The following is a 15190-nucleotide window of genomic DNA, read 5'->3' on the forward strand; positions in this document are numbered from 1 at the left end:
CCGCTTGAGCCGCACTCACCATCCCGGTGGCGGGGCCGACGGCGGTGGCGGACCGATCGCCGGCGGGCTCATCGGCAGGACCGGGCGGATCGGCTCCGGTCGCGCCAACAACACCAGGACCACCGCACCCGCCGTGGCTTCGAACCCCCAGGACACCACCATGAGCTGCTCCTCCACGGGTAACTCCTTCAGCCGCGCAACGACCCCGTCACGGAGCATGGCGCCCAGATGGCGAACGCCCGCGCCGACCAACAACGCCGCCGTCACCAGCCCCAGCGAACGGATCGTCCCCAGCGCCGCCACGAGCGCGAGCACCGCGGTGAAGGCCGCCAACCAGCCGGACGGAGCACCCAGGAGCGGCAGTAGCGCCGACTCGCTGCCGGCGAACCGGTCGAGGGCGTCGCCGTCCGATGACCGCAGGGCGGAACGGATCTCCCAGCCGGCGAGCACTCCGGCGGCGGCCCCCAGGAGGACCGAGGTCAACACCGGGGCCCGGTACGTCGAGCGGGTGGCAGCGCCCCGCCCCGCGATTGCGGTGATCAACAGGCCCGTGCCCAGGCCGAGGGCGGCGAGCGAGGTGTAGACGGCCCGCATCCTCAGTTCGTCCGTGGCCCGCAGATCCATCCAGGGCGTGGTGAGCACCCACAGCCCCGGCAGCCGGACCGCGAGGGTCATCAGCCCCGCGGCGACCAGCGCACCGGCGGTGATCCGCCGTCGGACGGCGTTGCCGAGGACGGTGACGTAGGCCGCCAGGAGCAGCGGGGCTTCCGCGGTGGTCGTGATCGACGTGTCGTGGAGCCGGCCGGTCCAGGAGTGCCACAGATCGAGTGACGATCGCACGGCCGACAGGTCGCGGACGATCCAACCGCCTTCGATCAGCGCGAGGGCGATGCAGAGCGCCGCGCCGGTGGCCCTGGCTCCTCTGGTAAGCGTCACCCTGAGATCCTGCAACCGCCGCGGGCGGCTGGACAAGGCCGTGTCCGGACGATCGGCAGGGGGCCTGTATCCGGACGATCGGCCGGGGGAAGTTCAGGAACCCCCGGCCGATCTACGGCACCCGCACGGCCGTACCCTCCCGAGCCTGCACCGTCCGTATATCGAGACCGCGACGGACACGTTGCCCGTGCGTTAAACCGCTGCGGAAGCGGGCTTCACTCGGCCGTCGGCACCACGTGCTTCTCCTCGGCGAAGTGACAGGCGGACGGGTGCTGCGCCGGCCCTTCGCCGAGGCGGAAGACCGCGGGCACGGCCAACAGCGGCACTTCCAGGGCGCAGCGCTCCTGGGCCTTCCAGCAGCGGGTGCGGAAGCGACAGCCGGAGGGGATGTTCGCCGGTGAGGGGACGTCCCCGCCGAGGATGATCCGCTCGCGGTCCTCGCGGGCCTGGGGGTCGGGCACGGGGACGGCGGAGAGCAGGGCCTGGGTGTAGGGGTGGGTGGGGTGTTCGTAGATCTCCTCGTCGCGCCCGAGTTCGACGACGCGTCCCAGGTACATCACGCCCACCCGGTCGGAGATGTGGCGGACGATGGAGAGGTCGTGGGAGATGAACACCAGGCTGAGGTTGAACTCGTCCTGGAGACCTGACAGCAGATTGATGACCTGGGCCTGGACGGAGACGTCGAGGGCGGAGACGGGTTCGTCGGCGACGATGATCTCCGGTTGGAGCGCGAGTCCGCGGGCGATGCCGATGCGTTGGCGCTGGCCGCCGCTGAACTGGTGTGGATAGCGGTTGATGTACTCGGGGTTGAGGCCCACCACGTCGAGCAGGTCCTGCACCCGGCGGCGGCGATCGCCGCGGGGTGCGACCTCGGGGTGGATGTCGTACGGCTCGCCGATGATGTCGCCGACCGTCATCCGCGGGTTCAGCGAGGTGTACGGGTCTTGGAACACCATCTGGATGTTGCGTCGGACGGCCTTCAGGGCGCGCCCGGAGAGCTTGGTGATGTCCTCGCCCTTGTAGCGGATGGTCCCGGCGGTCGGCTGTTCGAGGTGGACGATCATCTTGGCGAGCGTGGACTTGCCGCAGCCGGATTCGCCCACGATGCCGAGCGTCTCGCCGGTGATCAGGTCGAGGTCGACGCCGTCCACCGCCCGGACCGCGCCCACCTGCTTCTTGAACAGGATCCCCTGGGTGAGCGGATAGTGCTTGGCCAGGTCGCGGACTTCGAGGATCGCCTCAGTCATCGGCCGCCGCCTCCTCTCCTTCCAGTGTGCGCTGCCAGAAGTGGCAGGCGCTGGCTCGCTCCCGGGAGACCTCGTACAGCGGTGGTTCGTCGGTGCGGCAGATGTCCTGGGCCAGGGGGCAGCGCGGGTTGAAGGCGCAACCCGGTGGGATGTTCATCAGGTTCGGCGGCAGTCCCTTGATCGCGTAGAGCTCCTGGCCCTTCTGGTCCAGTCGCGGGATCGACCGGAGGAGTCCGCGGGTGTAGGGGTGGGCGGGTGCCTGGTAGATGTCGTGGACGGGGGCGGTCTCCACGATCCGGCCCGCGTACATCACGGCGATCCGGTCGGCGACGTCGGCGACGACACCGAGGTCGTGGGTGATCAGGATCAGTCCCATGTTGAGTTCGCTCTGGAGTTTGGCGAGGAGGTCCATCACCTGGGCCTGCACGGTGACGTCGAGTGCGGTGGTGGGCTCGTCGGCGATGATCAGGGCCGGCTCCAGGGCCAGCGCCATGGCGATCATGATGCGTTGGCGCATCCCGCCGGAGAACTGGTGCGGGTACTGCCGTACGCGCTCTTTGGCGGCGGGGATGCCCACCCTGTCCATCAGTTCGACGGCCTGGGCCCGGGCCTCCTTCTTCGAGGTACCCCGGTGGACGGTGAACATCTCGGCGAGCTGATCGCCGACGTTGATCACCGGGTTCAGCGAGGAGAGGGCGTCCTGGAAGATCATGGCCATCTCGGACCCGCGGATCTTCCGCCGCTCCTCCTCCTTGAGCTTCAGCAGGTTCCGCCCGCGAAAGACGATCTCACCGCCGGTGATCTTTCCGGGCGGGGTGTCGAGGATTCCCATGATGGCTTGGGCGGTGACGGACTTCCCGGAGCCGGATTCGCCGAGCACGGCGAGCGTCTGGCCCTCGTGAACGCTGTAGCTGACGCCGTTGACGGCCTTCGCCACCCCGTCGCGGGTGCGGAACTCGACCTGGAGGTCGCGTACGTCCAGTAGGGGTTCGGTGCTCATGGCGGGCTCCTCAGCGCAGCTTCGGGTCGAGGGCGTCGCGCACCGCGTCGCCGAGCATGATGAACGCGAGCACCGTGACCGCCAGCGCACCGGCCGGCCAGAGCAGCATGTGCGGGGCGTTGCGGATGTAGGGGGAGGCCGAGGAGATGTCGATGCCCCAGGAGACGGTGGGCGGTTTCAGTCCGGCGCCGAGGTAGGACAGCGTGGCCTCCAGGGAGATGAAGGTGCCGAGCGCGATGGTGGCGACGACGATGACCGGCGCCACGGCGTTGGGGGTGATGTGCCGCAGGAGCAGCCGGGAGTTGGAGGCGCCGAGGGCTCTGGCGGCCTGGACATAGTCGTTCTGTTTGGCGGTGATGACCGATCCGCGGGCGATGCGGGAGATCTGCGGCCAGCCCAGGAGCACCATGAATCCGACGACCGGCCACACGGTGGTCGAGCTGACGACGGAGAGCAGCACCAGGCCGCCGAGGATGACGGGGATGCCGAAGAAGATGTCGGTGAGTCGGGACAGGACTCCGTCCCAGCCGCCGCCGAAGAATCCGGCGAGCCCGCCGAGCACCGAGCCGAGCAGTGCGACGCCCAGGGTGGCGCAGACACCGACGGTGACCGAGGTGCGGGCCCCGTAGACCACTCGGGTGTAGACGTCGCAGCCCTGTCCGTTGAAGCCGAAGGGGTACCCGGGTTGGGAGCCTTCCTGGGCCTTGGCGAGGTCGCACTGGAGGGGGTTGCCGGACGCGATCAGCGACGGCCAGATCGAGATGATCACCAGGAAGATGATGAAGAGGCCCGAGATGATGAAGACGGGGTTGCGTCGCAGATCGCGCCAGGCGTCGGACCACAGGCTGCGGGGTTTGCCGCTGGGGCCGGTGCCCAGCGGCCCGCCGGGGGTCCTCTCCAGTGTCTCGCCCTCGCTGGTGGCGAGGTCCATCGGCCCGCCGGCACCGGTGGATGCGATGGCTCCGTCGTCGTCGTACCGCGGCTCAGGCATAGCGGATCCTTGGGTCGAGCACGGCGTACAGCAGGTCCACGATGAGGTTCGCCAGCAGGAACACCAGCACCAGGACGGTCACGAAGCCGACGACGGTCTGGGTGTTCTGGCGGACGATGCCCTGGTAGAGCTGGTAGCCGACGCCGTGGATGTTGAAGATGCGCTCGGTGACGATCGCCCCGCCCATCAGCGCGCCGATGTCGGTGCCGATGAAGGTGACCACCGGGATCAGGGAGTTGCGCAGCAGGTGACGGGTGATGACCCGGTGTCTGGGCAGACCCTTGGCCTTGGCGGTGCGGACGTAGTCGGAGCGGGCGTTCTCGGCGATGGAGGTGCGGGTGAGACGGGTGACGTACGCCAGGGATACGGAAGCGAGCACCAGGCCGGGGATCAGCAGCTCGTTGAAGGGTGCTTCGGGTGACACCGCGGGCTTGATGATGCCCCACTCCACACCGAGGAGGAGTTGGAGGAGCAGACCGGTGACGAAGGTGGGGATGGAGATGACGACGAGGGTCAGCAGCAGGACCGTGGTGTCGATGGGGCGCCCCCTGCGCAGTCCGGTGAGGACGCCGAGGGTGATGCCGATGACGATCTCGAAGCAGATGGCGACGATGGTGAGCCGGATGGTGACCGGGAAGGCGGAGGCCATCAGTTCGGTGACGGGCTGGCCGTTGAAGGCGGTGCCGAAGTCGCCGGTGAAGACGTGGCCCATGTAGGTCAGGTACTGCTGCCAGACGGGCTTGTCGAGACCGAACTCCTTGCGGAGCTGGGCTGCGGTCGCGGGGTCGCACTGGCGCTGGCCGCAGAGTCCGGCGATGGGGTCGCCCATCACATTGACCATCAGGAAGATCAACAGCGTCGCACCGAAGAAGACCGGGATCATCTGTAGCAGACGCCGGATCACATAACGTCCCATGAAGGACTCCAGGGGTCGTGTTCGTGGTCAATGCCGGATCTCACGGGGTGACCGCTGTGCTGGGGGAAGGGTGCGGCCCGGTGTACGGGACACCGGGCCGGTCGTCCTCCCCGGTCAGTTGACCTTGATCTCGTTGTAGACGGGGACGCTGAAGGGGTTCAGCTCCACGTTGGAGATGCGCTCCGAGTACCCCGCGCTGCCGTTCTGGTACCAGAGCGGAATGGCGGCCATTTGGTCCCGTACGACCTCTTCGGCCTGTTGGAAGGTCTGCACCGCCTTGGTGGTGTCCGACTCGGCGTTGGCCTGGTCGACGAGGCGGTCGAAGTCGTCGTTGCTCCACTTGCCGTCATTGGAGGAGGCGTTGGTGTAGTACAGCGGCTGGAGGAAGTTCTGGATGAGCGGGTAGTCCATCTGCCAGCCGGCGCGGAAGGGGCCGGGCATCTTGGACTGGGTGATCTGGTTGCGGAAGTCGGCGAAGGTGCCGATGGGGTTGCCGACGCAGGCGCGATCGTTGCCGAGGGCGTTGTTGATGCTGTTGCAGACGGCGTCGACCCAGTCCTTGTGGGAGCCGGTGTCCGCGTTGTACGAGAGTTGGAGCGAGCCGCCGGGGATGCCGCCGCCCTCCTCGACCAGCTTCTTCGCCTCGGCCGGGTCGTACTCGCAGGCGTCGCCGCAGAGGGTGTCGCTGAATCCGCCCTCCTCACCGAGCACGGGCGAGGTCCAGTCCTTCGCGGGCGTGCGCGTCTTCTGGAAGATGGTGTCGGTGATCTGCTGGCGGTTGATGGCCCTGGAGAGCCCGGTGCGGAGCTTCTCGCTGTTCGGCCCGTTCCACGCGTCGTCGTAGAACGGGAAGGCGAGGGTCTGGATGATGCCCGCGGGCGTATTGATGTAGCGGTCGCCGAGGTCGGCCTTGACGTTCTTCAACTGGGAGGCGGGGACGTCGTCGACGAGGTCCAGGTTGCCTGCGGTCAGATCGGTGTAGGCGGTGTTGTTGTCCGTGTAGACCTTGAGGTCGACGCCGCCGTTCTCGGCCTTGTCCGATCCGGGGTAGTCGTCCCACTTCCGCAAGGACATCTGGGAACCGCGTGCGTACGAGTCCACGGTGTAGGGCCCGTTGCCCACGGGCTTGGCGAGCCAGGAGTCGTGGTCGTCGAAGAATGCCTGGGGCAGCGGGGCGAAAGCGGCGTACCCGAGGGTCTCTGGCCAGGTGGAGAACTTCTGCGTGAGCTTGACCGTGAAGGTGCGGTCGCCCGTGACCTTGAGACCGGACAGGGTCTTGGCGGTCGGCTGCCCCGAGTCCGGGTGGATCTTGTCATAGCCCTCGATGTAGCCGAAGAAGTAGGCGTTGCGCTGGTTGTTGCGCAGGTCTGCGCCGTAGTTCCAGGCGTCGACGAAGGACTTGGCGTTGACCGCCTCGCCGTTGCTGAAGGTCCAGCCGTCCTTGACGGTGATGGTGAAGTTGATCGAGTCGGTGGTGTCGATCTTCTCGGCGAGCATGTCCTGGGCCTCGCCCGTCTTGGGGTCGTACCGCTTCAGCCCGCGGAAGACCATGTCGAGGACCTTGCCGCCCTGGACCTCGTTGGTGTTCGCGGGCTCCAGCGGGTTCTGCGGGTCGCCCCAGGAGGCACTGACGATTCCGCTGGCGCCGCCACCACCGCCACCGCTGTCGCCCCCGCCGCAGCCGGTCGCCACGAGGGCGACCGCGACCGCGCCTACGACCCATGTGGCGTGCGTGGCTCCACGCATGGAGTGCCTCCCATGTTCTAAGTCTCACTTAGAACGGATATCACCCTATTTAGGGCGATACTGCACGCCAACCGCGGCCGTCCGGACGAGGTCGGGCCGTCCGGACGGGTCAGATCGCGACGAGGGGCCACCGCTCACGCTCCCGAGAAGCGGCGGACCCTACGGCTGGACCGGCAGGGTGACCTCCCAGGTGTTCACGGCGAAGTGCGTCGTCATGCCGTGCGCCTTGTACAGGCCCAGGGCACCCGTCTCGTTGTCGGTGTCCACACCAAGACCGATGGTGTCGCGCCCCAGCCCCGCGTACACCCCGAACGCATGGCGCAGCAGATGGCCGGCGATGCCCCGGCCCCGGAACTCCTTGCGCACGCCCAGATAGCTGATCCACCCGGTGCTCTCCCGGTCGTTGCGGGTGACCGTCACCGCGACGTCACCCGTACCGGGGAGGGAGGCTATCCACACCAGGGACCAGTCGATGTGCGCCCCCCGGTCGGCGAGCCACTGCTCGTAACTGCGCTTCTGGTGGTCGAAGTGCTCCGCGAAGGTCTCCTCGATCAGCTGGTGGGCCAACCGTCGGTCAGACTCCTGTGCGCAGTCGCGCAGGGCCAGCCCCTGGCGCGGCTCGGGCACCAGGTCGACGGAGGTGGACAACGCCCGGGTGAGGGCGTGGTAGCGGCGCACGGTGTGCCAGCCGCGATCGACCAGGACCGCCGGATCGAGAGTGGGGCGCACATTGAGGTGCATATGGACGACGGCCTGCGCAGCGCCGTTGCGCGCGGCCCGACGCACCGCCTGCGCCTCCATCAGATCGAGCAGCAGCTCCCCCGCGTCCTGGTGGCCGGGGCGTATGTACTGGTCCATGTCGATGCGCTCGGCGCCGGAGTCATCCCACATCAGCCCGTATCCGACGAGCTCCCCCTCGCGAAAGGCCAGCCAGGAGTTCTCCTCCAGCCCGGCTTCCGGGTGGTCGAGATCGGCGGCCACCTCGTGCAGATCCGTCTCCTCCCGCCCGATCTCGACGAGGTCCACGGCATTGAGCAGTCGGCAGATCTCGGGCGCGTCCCCGGGGACGGCCGGCCGAACGGTCAGTTCTTCCATCCGCCCAGGGTCCGTTGGACGGTACGGGCGGTGCAACGCGTTTTCCGCGCCGGAGCGCAACCGACGCGGGTACCGACACACAACGGTGAAGGCCCCGGACACCCCGCTTGAGTGCTGGTGGTTGTCCGGGGCCTTCACTGCGCGGAACTCAGTCGGTGGTGTGGTTCTCCTCCAGCGCGGCGAGCGCCGGGTCCATCACCACGTCCTCGGTACGGGCCGCGATCGAGGGCGCCTCGGGGAAGTGGCACGCGGTCAGATGGCCATCGTCACTGCCGGCGATCTGCACCAGCGGCGGCTCGTCCGTCGCGCACTTGTCCTGCGCCTTCCAGCACCGGGTGCGGAAACGACAACCGGACGGCGGCATGATCGGCGAGGGAACGTCACCGGAGAGGCGGATGCGCTCCTTCTTCGAGGAGTCGACGTCGGCCTCGGGCACGGCCGAGAGCAGTGCGTGGGTGTAGGGGTGACGCGGCCGGGTGTACAGCGACTCGCGGTCGGCGACCTCCATCACCTTGCCCAGGTACATCACGGCCACGCGCTGCGAGAAGTGTCGTACGACGGCGAGGTCGTGGGCGATGAAGAGGAAGGAGATCCCCAACTCGTCCTGGACCTTCTTGAGCAGATTGACGACCTGCGCCTGGATCGACACGTCCAGCGCCGAGACCGGCTCGTCGGCGACGATCAGCTTCGGTTCGAGCGCGAGCGCCCGGGCCACGCCGATGCGCTGCCGCTGACCGCCCGAGAACTCGTGCGGGAAGCGGTTGTAGTGCTCCGGGTTGAGACCCACGGTCTCCAGCAGTTCCTGGACCCGCTTCTCGCGCCCGCCCGGCGGGTTGATCCCGTTGACCTCCATCGGCGACTTGATGATCGTGCCGACGGTCTGCCGCGGGTTCAGCGACGAGTACGGGTCCTGGAAGATCATCTGGATCTCGGACCGCACCGGCGCCATCTGCTTGCGGCTCGCGTACGTGATGTCCGTACCGGCGTAGGTGATCTTGCCGGCTGTGGGGTCCATCAGCTTGGTGATCAGCCGACCGGTGGTCGACTTGCCGCAACCCGACTCACCGACGAGGCCGAGGCTCTCGCCGGAGTGCACGGTGAGGTCCACACCGTCGACGGCCTTGACCGCACCGACCTGGCGCTTGATGGGGAAGCCGCCGTAGATCGGGAAGTGCTTGGTCAACCCTTCGACGGTGAGCAACGGCTCACCGGTGGTCTTGGTCTTCTGTGTTCCCTGCTGCTGCGGCAGAGTGACGTTCTCGCTCATGTCTGCGTCTCCCTAGCCGAGCCGGGGCTTGATCTGATCGATGAAGATGGACTGCTTCTGGTCCCCCGTGAGGTGGCAGGCGGAAGCGCGCCCCTCGGCGAGCGACGGGCGCTCGCCCGAGCACAGTCCACCGCTGACCTGGTCCTTGAAGGCACAGCGCGGGTGGAAGGGGCAACCGGACGGCGGGTTGAGCAGGCTCGGCGGCGAACCGGGGATCGGCATCAGCGCCTCGTCGAGAGGGCTGGACAGACGCGGCATCGAGCTGAGCAGACCCCAGGTGTAGGGGTGCTTCGGCGTCTGGAGCACCTCACGGACGGTGCCGCGCTCCACGGCCCGGCCCGCGTACATCACCAGCAGGTCGTCGGCCATGTTGGCGATGACGCCCAGGTCGTGGGTGATGAAGATGATCGCGGAGCCCATCTCCTGCTGGAGGTCCTTGAGGAGATCGAGGATCTGGGCCTGCACCGTCACGTCGAGCGCCGTGGTCGGCTCGTCCGCGATCAGCAGGTCCGGGTCACAGATCAGCGCCATCGCGATCATGGCGCGCTGGCGCATTCCGCCGGAGAACTGGTGCGGGTAGTCGTTGAAGCGCGTCGCGGGCTGCGGGATGCCGACCTTGTCGAGCATCTCGATCGCGCGGGCCTTCGCCTCCTTCTTGGAGGCGCCGGTGTGCTTCATGTACGGCTCCGCGATCTGGCGGCCCACCGTGTAGTACGGGGAGAGGGCCGTCAGCGGGTCCTGGAAGATCATCGCGACCTTGTTGCCGCGGAGCTTCTCCATCTCCCGCTCGGGAGTGTCCAGCAGTTCCTGGCCGTCGAGGTGGATCTCGCCGTCGATCGCGGTGGTCTTGCGGTTGTGCAGACCGAGGATGGTCAGGTTGGTCACGGACTTGCCGGAGCCCGACTCGCCCACGATGCCCAGCGTCTTGCCGCGCTCGACGTCGAAGGAGAGGCCGTCGACCGCGTTGACGATGCCGTCCTCGGTGGAGAACCGCACCCGCAGGTCGCGGACCGAGAGGAAGGCCCCCGGCCCGGTCGGGGCCGGTGTGTCTTCGGTCTTGGTCAGAGTGGTCACGGTCGTTCTCCTAGGCGAGGCGTACGCGCGGGTCGATGTAGGCGTAGGCGAGGTCCACGAGGATGTTCAGGAGCAGGATGAAGAAGGCTCCGAACAGCATCACGCCCATCGTCAGCGGCAGGTCCTTGTCGAGTGACGAGTTCACGGCCAGCCGTCCGATGCCCGGCAGGTCGAAGGTGAACTCGGTCACGACGGCGCCCGCGAGGAGGCCGCTGAGGTCCATGCCGAGAATGGTGACGATGGGCGTCAGGGAACCGCGCCAGGCGTACCGGAAGAATACGTACCGCTGCTTCATGCCCTTCGCGCGGGCCGTGCGGACGTGTTCCTCCTGGAGTTGCTCGATCATGGTCGAGCGCGCCATACGCGTGTACTGAGCGGTGAAGATGGTCGCCATCACGGCCCAGGGGATGAGCAGTCCGATGACCCATCCGGCCGGATCCTCGGTGAACGGCACGTACGACGGGTTCTCCATCCAACCCGTGCTGTAGACCATGATGCCGAGGACGATCGGGCCGAGGAAGTAGATCTGGAACGAGCTGAGCAGCATCGACGTGCCGCTGACGATCTTGTCGATCACCGTGCCGCGCTTCCAGGCGGCGAGCAGACCAGCACCGAGGCCCAGGGTCAGGAAGATGACCAGGCCGCCGACCGTGAGGGAGAGCGTCAGCGGGAAGCGGTCCATGATCGAGTCCCAGACGAACTCGTTCGACGAGAAGGAAACGCCCAGGCACGGCGCGGGGCAGTGACCCACGGCGAAGTCCCGACCGGAGACGATCCCGCCCATGAACTCCCAGAACTGGGCGGTGATGGGCTTGTCCAGCCCGAGGTTCTCGCGGATGACCGCGATGTTCTCCTTCGTGCAGGTCTTGCCGCAGGCGAGTTCGGCGAAGTCCTGGGGAATTGTATAGAAAAGGAAGAACGTGAACGCAGCGATCAAGAACATGATCGCGACTGCGCCGGTCAACCTGCGGATGAGGAACTGAAGCATCTCGGGAGGCTGCTCTCTTGGGAAAGGCGGCGGGGGGTGACATACGTGGGCCCTTGGGGGTGCGCTCCGCCTGGCGCGCACCCCCAAGGATCATCCGTGCGGGGTTGTTACGGGTTGATCAGGTACAGGTCGTTGATGTCGATGTAGCTCGACTCAGTGCTGTACTTGGCGCCACCGACGTTCGAGCCGGAGAGCTGGATCTGCTTCGAGTAGTAGACCGGAGCAGCCGGGTTGATCTCCTCCACGATGCGGTGGTGGATCTCCTCCCACTTCTTGGCAGCGGCCTGCGGGTCCAGCTTCAGGGCCTCGTCGATGCCCTTGGTGACCTGCTCGTCCTTGATGTGCGAGTAGTTCGAACCACCGTCGGCGACCAGGTCACCGTCGTAGACCGGGGTCACGACCGTGGCCGGGGACGGCCAGTCCTGGCCCCAACCGGTCATGTAGAGGTCGAAGCTGTTGTTGACCTTGCCGATCTGCTCGTAGAACGAGGCGCGGTCGATCTCCTTGGCCTGGACGTCGAAGCCGACGGCGTTCAGCGCCTCCTTGATGATGACCATCTGCTTCTGCCCACGCGGGGTGTTGGAGTACGCGTAGCTGAGCTTCGTGCCCTTGGCGACGCCCGCCTCCTTCAGCAGCTGCTTGGCCTTCGCGGGGTCACCGTTGGGCTTCTTCTGCTTGCCGAAGGGGTCGTACGTCGGGTCGTAGCCCGGCAGGGTCGGCGCGAACAGACCGCCCGCCAGTTCGCCGCCGTACTTGCCGCCGTCAGCCTGGATCATGCGCTGGTTGGGCAGCGCGTAGGTGATGGCGTCGCGGATCTTCTTGTCCTTGAGCCGGTCCAGGTTGAAGGTCATCTGCCACACGTAGGGCTGGTAGCCCTTGACCGTGCGCTTGTTGACCTTCGCGTCGGTGATGACGTCACGCATCTGCGCCGGGTCGACCGAGTCCGTGAACTGGATCGCGTTCTTCGCGTCGCCCTGGTCGGCGATCAGACGCTTGGTCTGGCTCGGCTGGTCGATGGTGGTGGTGAAGTCGTAACCGTCGACGTACTGGTGGCGGACCGCGTCGGTCTTCGGGTCCCAGTTGGTGTTCTTGACCAGCTTCATCGACTTGCCGGCCTTGTACTCGGCCAGCTTGTACGGGCCGAGCGCGGCGGGGGCCTTGTCGTACTTCTCCTTCGTGTCCGCCTTCGCGGGCACGATGCTGTAACCGGCCATGGCCAGCGCCTGCGGGAGGTCGGGCTGCGGGTCGGTGAAGTTGAAGACGACCGTCTTGGCGTCCGGCGTCGCGAGCACGCTGTCGGGCAGGTGCTTGCCCGTGTACGGGCCGTCCGGCAGCGCGTCACGGTACTTCGCACCGGAGAGCCAGGTCTGGACGAAGGTGGGACCGTCGAAGATGACCTTGGAGTAAAGGCGCTCGATGGTGTGGCGGACGTCGGCAGACGTGATCACGTTGCCCTTGTCGTCCTTGATGCCGTCCTTGAGCTTGAACGTCCAGGTCTTGCCGCCGTTGGACGACTGACCGGAGTCGGTGGCGACGTCACCGACGACCGTCAGGTTGCCCTTGTCGTCCTCCTGGAAGTTCGTCAGACCGCGGTGGATCAGGTTGGAGAACTGACCGGCGTCACTGACGTAGATCTGACCCGGGTCCATGTGGCTCAGGTCGGACTGCATGTAGACGTTGATGGTGCCGCCGTTCTTGGCACCGGCCACCGGGGCGGCGGGACCGTTGGACGCGGCAGCGTCGCCGTACTTGACCGGAGTGGACTGCGCGGCGGCGTCCTTCTTCGACTTCGACTCGTCCTTGGTCGATCCGCTGTCCTTGGAGCAGCCGGTGAGCGCCAGGGAGCCGGCCGCGGCGGCGACGACTATGACGCGCGCTGAGCGCGAACGAATGGGCTTCATGATGCTCGATGCACCTACCTGTCCTTTGTAATCATCAAGAGCTGCCTGACCGTCCGGTTGCCCGGCGCGAGGGCGGCAGCCACCCTCGCCCTTGGACGTCACCGTCCGGTCTTGGGGTCGAACGCGTCCCGGACCGAGTCGCCGAGAAGGTTGAACGCGAGGACGAACACCACCATGGCGACGCCCGGGAAGAACATGAACGCCGGGTTCTGCTCGTAGATCTCAGATCCCGTGGCGAACATCCGGCCCCAGTCGGGGGTCGGCTCCACGAAGCCCACACCCACGTACGAGAGGAAGGCGATGGTCAGGATGGAACTGGGCAGCTGATAGGTGCCCTGGACCAGGATCGGGGTGACGATGTTGGGCAGGATCTCCTTGCGGACGATCCGCCACCGGGAGGCGCCGGAGACCTTGGCGGCCTCCACGAACTCCCGCTCACGCAGGGACAGTACGGAGCTGCGCACCAGACGGGCCATGCCCATCCAGCCCAGGAACCAGAGCACGAGGATCATCACGACCGCGCGCAGATAGGTGGGCGTCTCGTCCGTCGGGGAGACGAACAGCGCGGTGACCACGGGCATGAAGGCGATGAAGAACAGCTGGTTGGGGAAGGCCAGGAAGAAGTCCGTGGTCCGACCGAGCCAGTAGTCCACCTTGCCGCCGAAGTAGCCGCTCACCATGCCGATGACCACGCCCGTGAGGACACAGAGGAAGGTGAGGACGAGCGCCATGTAGAGCGAGGTGCGCATCCCGTAGAGCAGCATGGTGAACACATCGCGACCCAGGTTGGGCTCGACGCCGAACCAGAAGTCGCCGGAGATGCCTCCGAAGGCTCCGACGGGCAGGGAGAACTCGTCCAGGAGCCCCTCGTAGCCGGGCTTGTCCGCATAGAGCGTGTACGGGTCCTTGCCGTACAGCTTGGAGATCACCGGAGCCAACGCGGAGACGACGAAGAAGAGGATCACCACTACGGCGGAAACCATGCCGACGCGGTCGCGCTTGAAGCGCATCCACATCAGCTGGCCCGGCGAACGGCCGGTGAGGTTCACGCCGTCGGCAGCGTCGTTCTTGGTCGCGGTGTCTTTGTCCAAGGCGACGGAGGCGGTCGAGGCCTCAGTCTCGATTGGACTGGTCATGATGTGTCCATTCACGGGTGTCGGGTGACCCGCGGTCCTGCGCACGGCGACTGGGACGGCCGGGTGTTGTGCACCCGTACGTCAGAGCCACCGCATGACGATCCCCCAGTCGGCCAGCCTCAGTGGGCGGGACCGTACTGCCTCGTGCCCATGGGTCTACCCACGGACAAAATGGCTGGAAAGTGCGTCAATAGGGATTGATTCCACCCTCAGGATCGCGAGCCGAGCGGTTGACCGGGGCTCAGGATCGGTGGCCGCCGTCGTCGGCGGCAAAACCGGATGGAATGCGCTGGAAACCGGCCGTACACGGCATCGGTGACGACCCGACCCCACTGGCGCTCGTGGCACCGCGCATGGGTTCCTCCTCATGAGTCCACGTGTTCACTGCAAGGTTGGGCACATGACACCCGCCGACACCCCTGACGGCGAAGAGCTGTACCCCGTGTGCTCGTGAGTCGGCGCTCCCCACAGCGCATGACCCGTTGACCCGAGCTCAGTGAAGCCAACTATTGGGTAAGTTCGGGCCGTAAACCACACTTAAAGCATCTCGTTTTGGCAACATCAGCGCGGGCCCGAGGACCAAAATTCGGACAAAGGGATCGCAGACAGACACACTCGAAACGGACTGTTAATACAGGTTTCCGGTGAGCTACGCCCGATAGTCGGACGTGGTTAAGAGGAAAACCTGTTGACGGGCGAGCCCCCGCCGGTGGTCCAATCCCACAGCTTCCCACGCATGGGGTAGGGCCAAACGGCCCGGGTGGTCCCTCTTGGAGGCCGCCCCGGCAGCTCGTCATTCCCGGCCGCCTCACCTCGGGTTCGAGGCCGTCGCGACGGCCGAAAGCTGTCGCAGAAGCAAACCGAGTCTCCGAAGGATGCGTCCGCGTCACCGA

12 protein-coding genes are annotated in these 15190 nt (G+C 66.6%); all 12 read right to left on the reverse strand.

The features are described 5' to 3' along the window. Window positions 1-15 precede the first annotated feature (15 nt). A complete protein-coding gene (locus tag ABZ348_RS04445) occupies window positions 16-936 on the reverse strand; it encodes a hypothetical protein (protein ID WP_358929216.1) in 921 nt (306 codons plus the stop codon). A gap of 215 nt (window positions 937-1151) precedes the next feature. Continuing rightward, entirely contained in the window at window positions 1152-2183 is a 1032-nt protein-coding gene (locus tag ABZ348_RS04450) for a dipeptide ABC transporter ATP-binding protein (protein ID WP_358929217.1), read from the reverse strand. After that, window positions 2176-3183 (reverse strand): ABC transporter ATP-binding protein, encoded by a 1008-nt coding sequence (locus ABZ348_RS04455; RefSeq protein ID WP_358929219.1) that lies wholly within the window; start codon window positions 3181-3183, stop codon window positions 2176-2178. Before ABZ348_RS04455 ends, ABZ348_RS04450 begins: the two co-directional genes overlap by 8 nt. A gap of 10 nt (window positions 3184-3193) precedes the next feature. Further along, window positions 3194-4174 carry an ABC transporter permease gene (locus tag ABZ348_RS04460; protein WP_358929221.1) on the reverse strand — a complete coding sequence of 327 codons (981 nt, stop codon included), beginning with the start codon at window positions 4172-4174 and terminating at the stop codon, window positions 3194-3196. Beyond that, the gene (locus ABZ348_RS04465; protein ID WP_358929223.1) at window positions 4167-5090 is read right to left on the reverse strand and encodes an ABC transporter permease; all 924 of its coding nucleotides are present in this window, start codon (window positions 5088-5090) and stop codon (window positions 4167-4169) included. The genes ABZ348_RS04460 and ABZ348_RS04465 overlap by 8 nt, the downstream gene beginning before the upstream one ends. 114 nt (window positions 5091-5204) lie before the next feature. Then, window positions 5205-6836, reverse strand: a complete 1632-nt coding sequence (locus tag ABZ348_RS04470; protein WP_358929225.1) for an ABC transporter substrate-binding protein — start codon at window positions 6834-6836, stop codon at window positions 5205-5207. Window positions 6837-6995: 159 nt separating this feature from the next. After that, window positions 6996-7931: a GNAT family N-acetyltransferase gene (locus ABZ348_RS04475; protein ID WP_358929227.1), complete on the reverse strand. Its 936-nt coding sequence runs from the start codon at window positions 7929-7931 to the stop codon at window positions 6996-6998. A 148-nt stretch (window positions 7932-8079) separates the two neighbouring features. Continuing rightward, on the reverse strand, window positions 8080-9198 hold the full coding sequence (locus ABZ348_RS04480) for a dipeptide ABC transporter ATP-binding protein (protein ID WP_358929229.1): 1119 nt from the start codon (window positions 9196-9198) through the stop codon (window positions 8080-8082). Between the two features lie 12 nt (window positions 9199-9210). Continuing rightward, window positions 9211-10272 carry an ABC transporter ATP-binding protein gene (locus ABZ348_RS04485; protein WP_358929231.1) on the reverse strand — a complete coding sequence of 354 codons (1062 nt, stop codon included), beginning with the start codon at window positions 10270-10272 and terminating at the stop codon, window positions 9211-9213. A gap of 10 nt (window positions 10273-10282) precedes the next feature. Further along, on the reverse strand, window positions 10283-11260 hold the full coding sequence (locus ABZ348_RS04490) for an ABC transporter permease (protein WP_358929233.1): 978 nt from the start codon (window positions 11258-11260) through the stop codon (window positions 10283-10285). A 107-nt stretch (window positions 11261-11367) separates the two neighbouring features. Then, entirely contained in the window at window positions 11368-13161 is a 1794-nt protein-coding gene (locus ABZ348_RS04495) for an ABC transporter substrate-binding protein (protein WP_358929235.1), read from the reverse strand. Window positions 13162-13259: 98 nt separating this feature from the next. Continuing rightward, on the reverse strand, window positions 13260-14297 hold the full coding sequence (locus tag ABZ348_RS04500) for an ABC transporter permease (protein WP_358929237.1): 1038 nt from the start codon (window positions 14295-14297) through the stop codon (window positions 13260-13262). Window positions 14298-15190: the final 893 nt, after the last annotated feature.

The organism is Streptomyces sp. NPDC005963 (genome assembly GCF_040638655.1).
Classification (GTDB): domain Bacteria; phylum Actinomycetota; class Actinomycetes; order Streptomycetales; family Streptomycetaceae; genus Streptomyces.

Coding starts and splice junctions, on each gene's coding strand:
- ABZ348_RS04450 (WP_358929217.1), bottom strand. CDS start 2,183: ATGACTGAGGCGATCCTCGAAGTCCGCGACCTGGCCAAGCACTATCCG.
- ABZ348_RS04455 (WP_358929219.1), bottom strand. CDS start 3,183: ATGAGCACCGAACCCCTACTGGACGTACGCGACCTCCAGGTCGAGTTC.
- ABZ348_RS04460 (WP_358929221.1), bottom strand. CDS start 4,174: ATGCCTGAGCCGCGGTACGACGACGACGGAGCCATCGCATCCACCGGT.
- ABZ348_RS04465 (WP_358929223.1), bottom strand. CDS start 5,090: ATGGGACGTTATGTGATCCGGCGTCTGCTACAGATGATCCCGGTCTTC.
- ABZ348_RS04470 (WP_358929225.1), bottom strand. CDS start 6,836: ATGCGTGGAGCCACGCACGCCACATGGGTCGTAGGCGCGGTCGCGGTC.
- ABZ348_RS04475 (WP_358929227.1), bottom strand. CDS start 7,931: ATGGAAGAACTGACCGTTCGGCCGGCCGTCCCCGGGGACGCGCCCGAG.
- ABZ348_RS04480 (WP_358929229.1), bottom strand. CDS start 9,198: ATGAGCGAGAACGTCACTCTGCCGCAGCAGCAGGGAACACAGAAGACC.
- ABZ348_RS04490 (WP_358929233.1), bottom strand. CDS start 11,260: ATGCTTCAGTTCCTCATCCGCAGGTTGACCGGCGCAGTCGCGATCATG.
- ABZ348_RS04495 (WP_358929235.1), bottom strand. CDS start 13,161: ATGAAGCCCATTCGTTCGCGCTCAGCGCGCGTCATAGTCGTCGCCGCC.
- ABZ348_RS04500 (WP_358929237.1), bottom strand. CDS start 14,297: ATGACCAGTCCAATCGAGACTGAGGCCTCGACCGCCTCCGTCGCCTTG.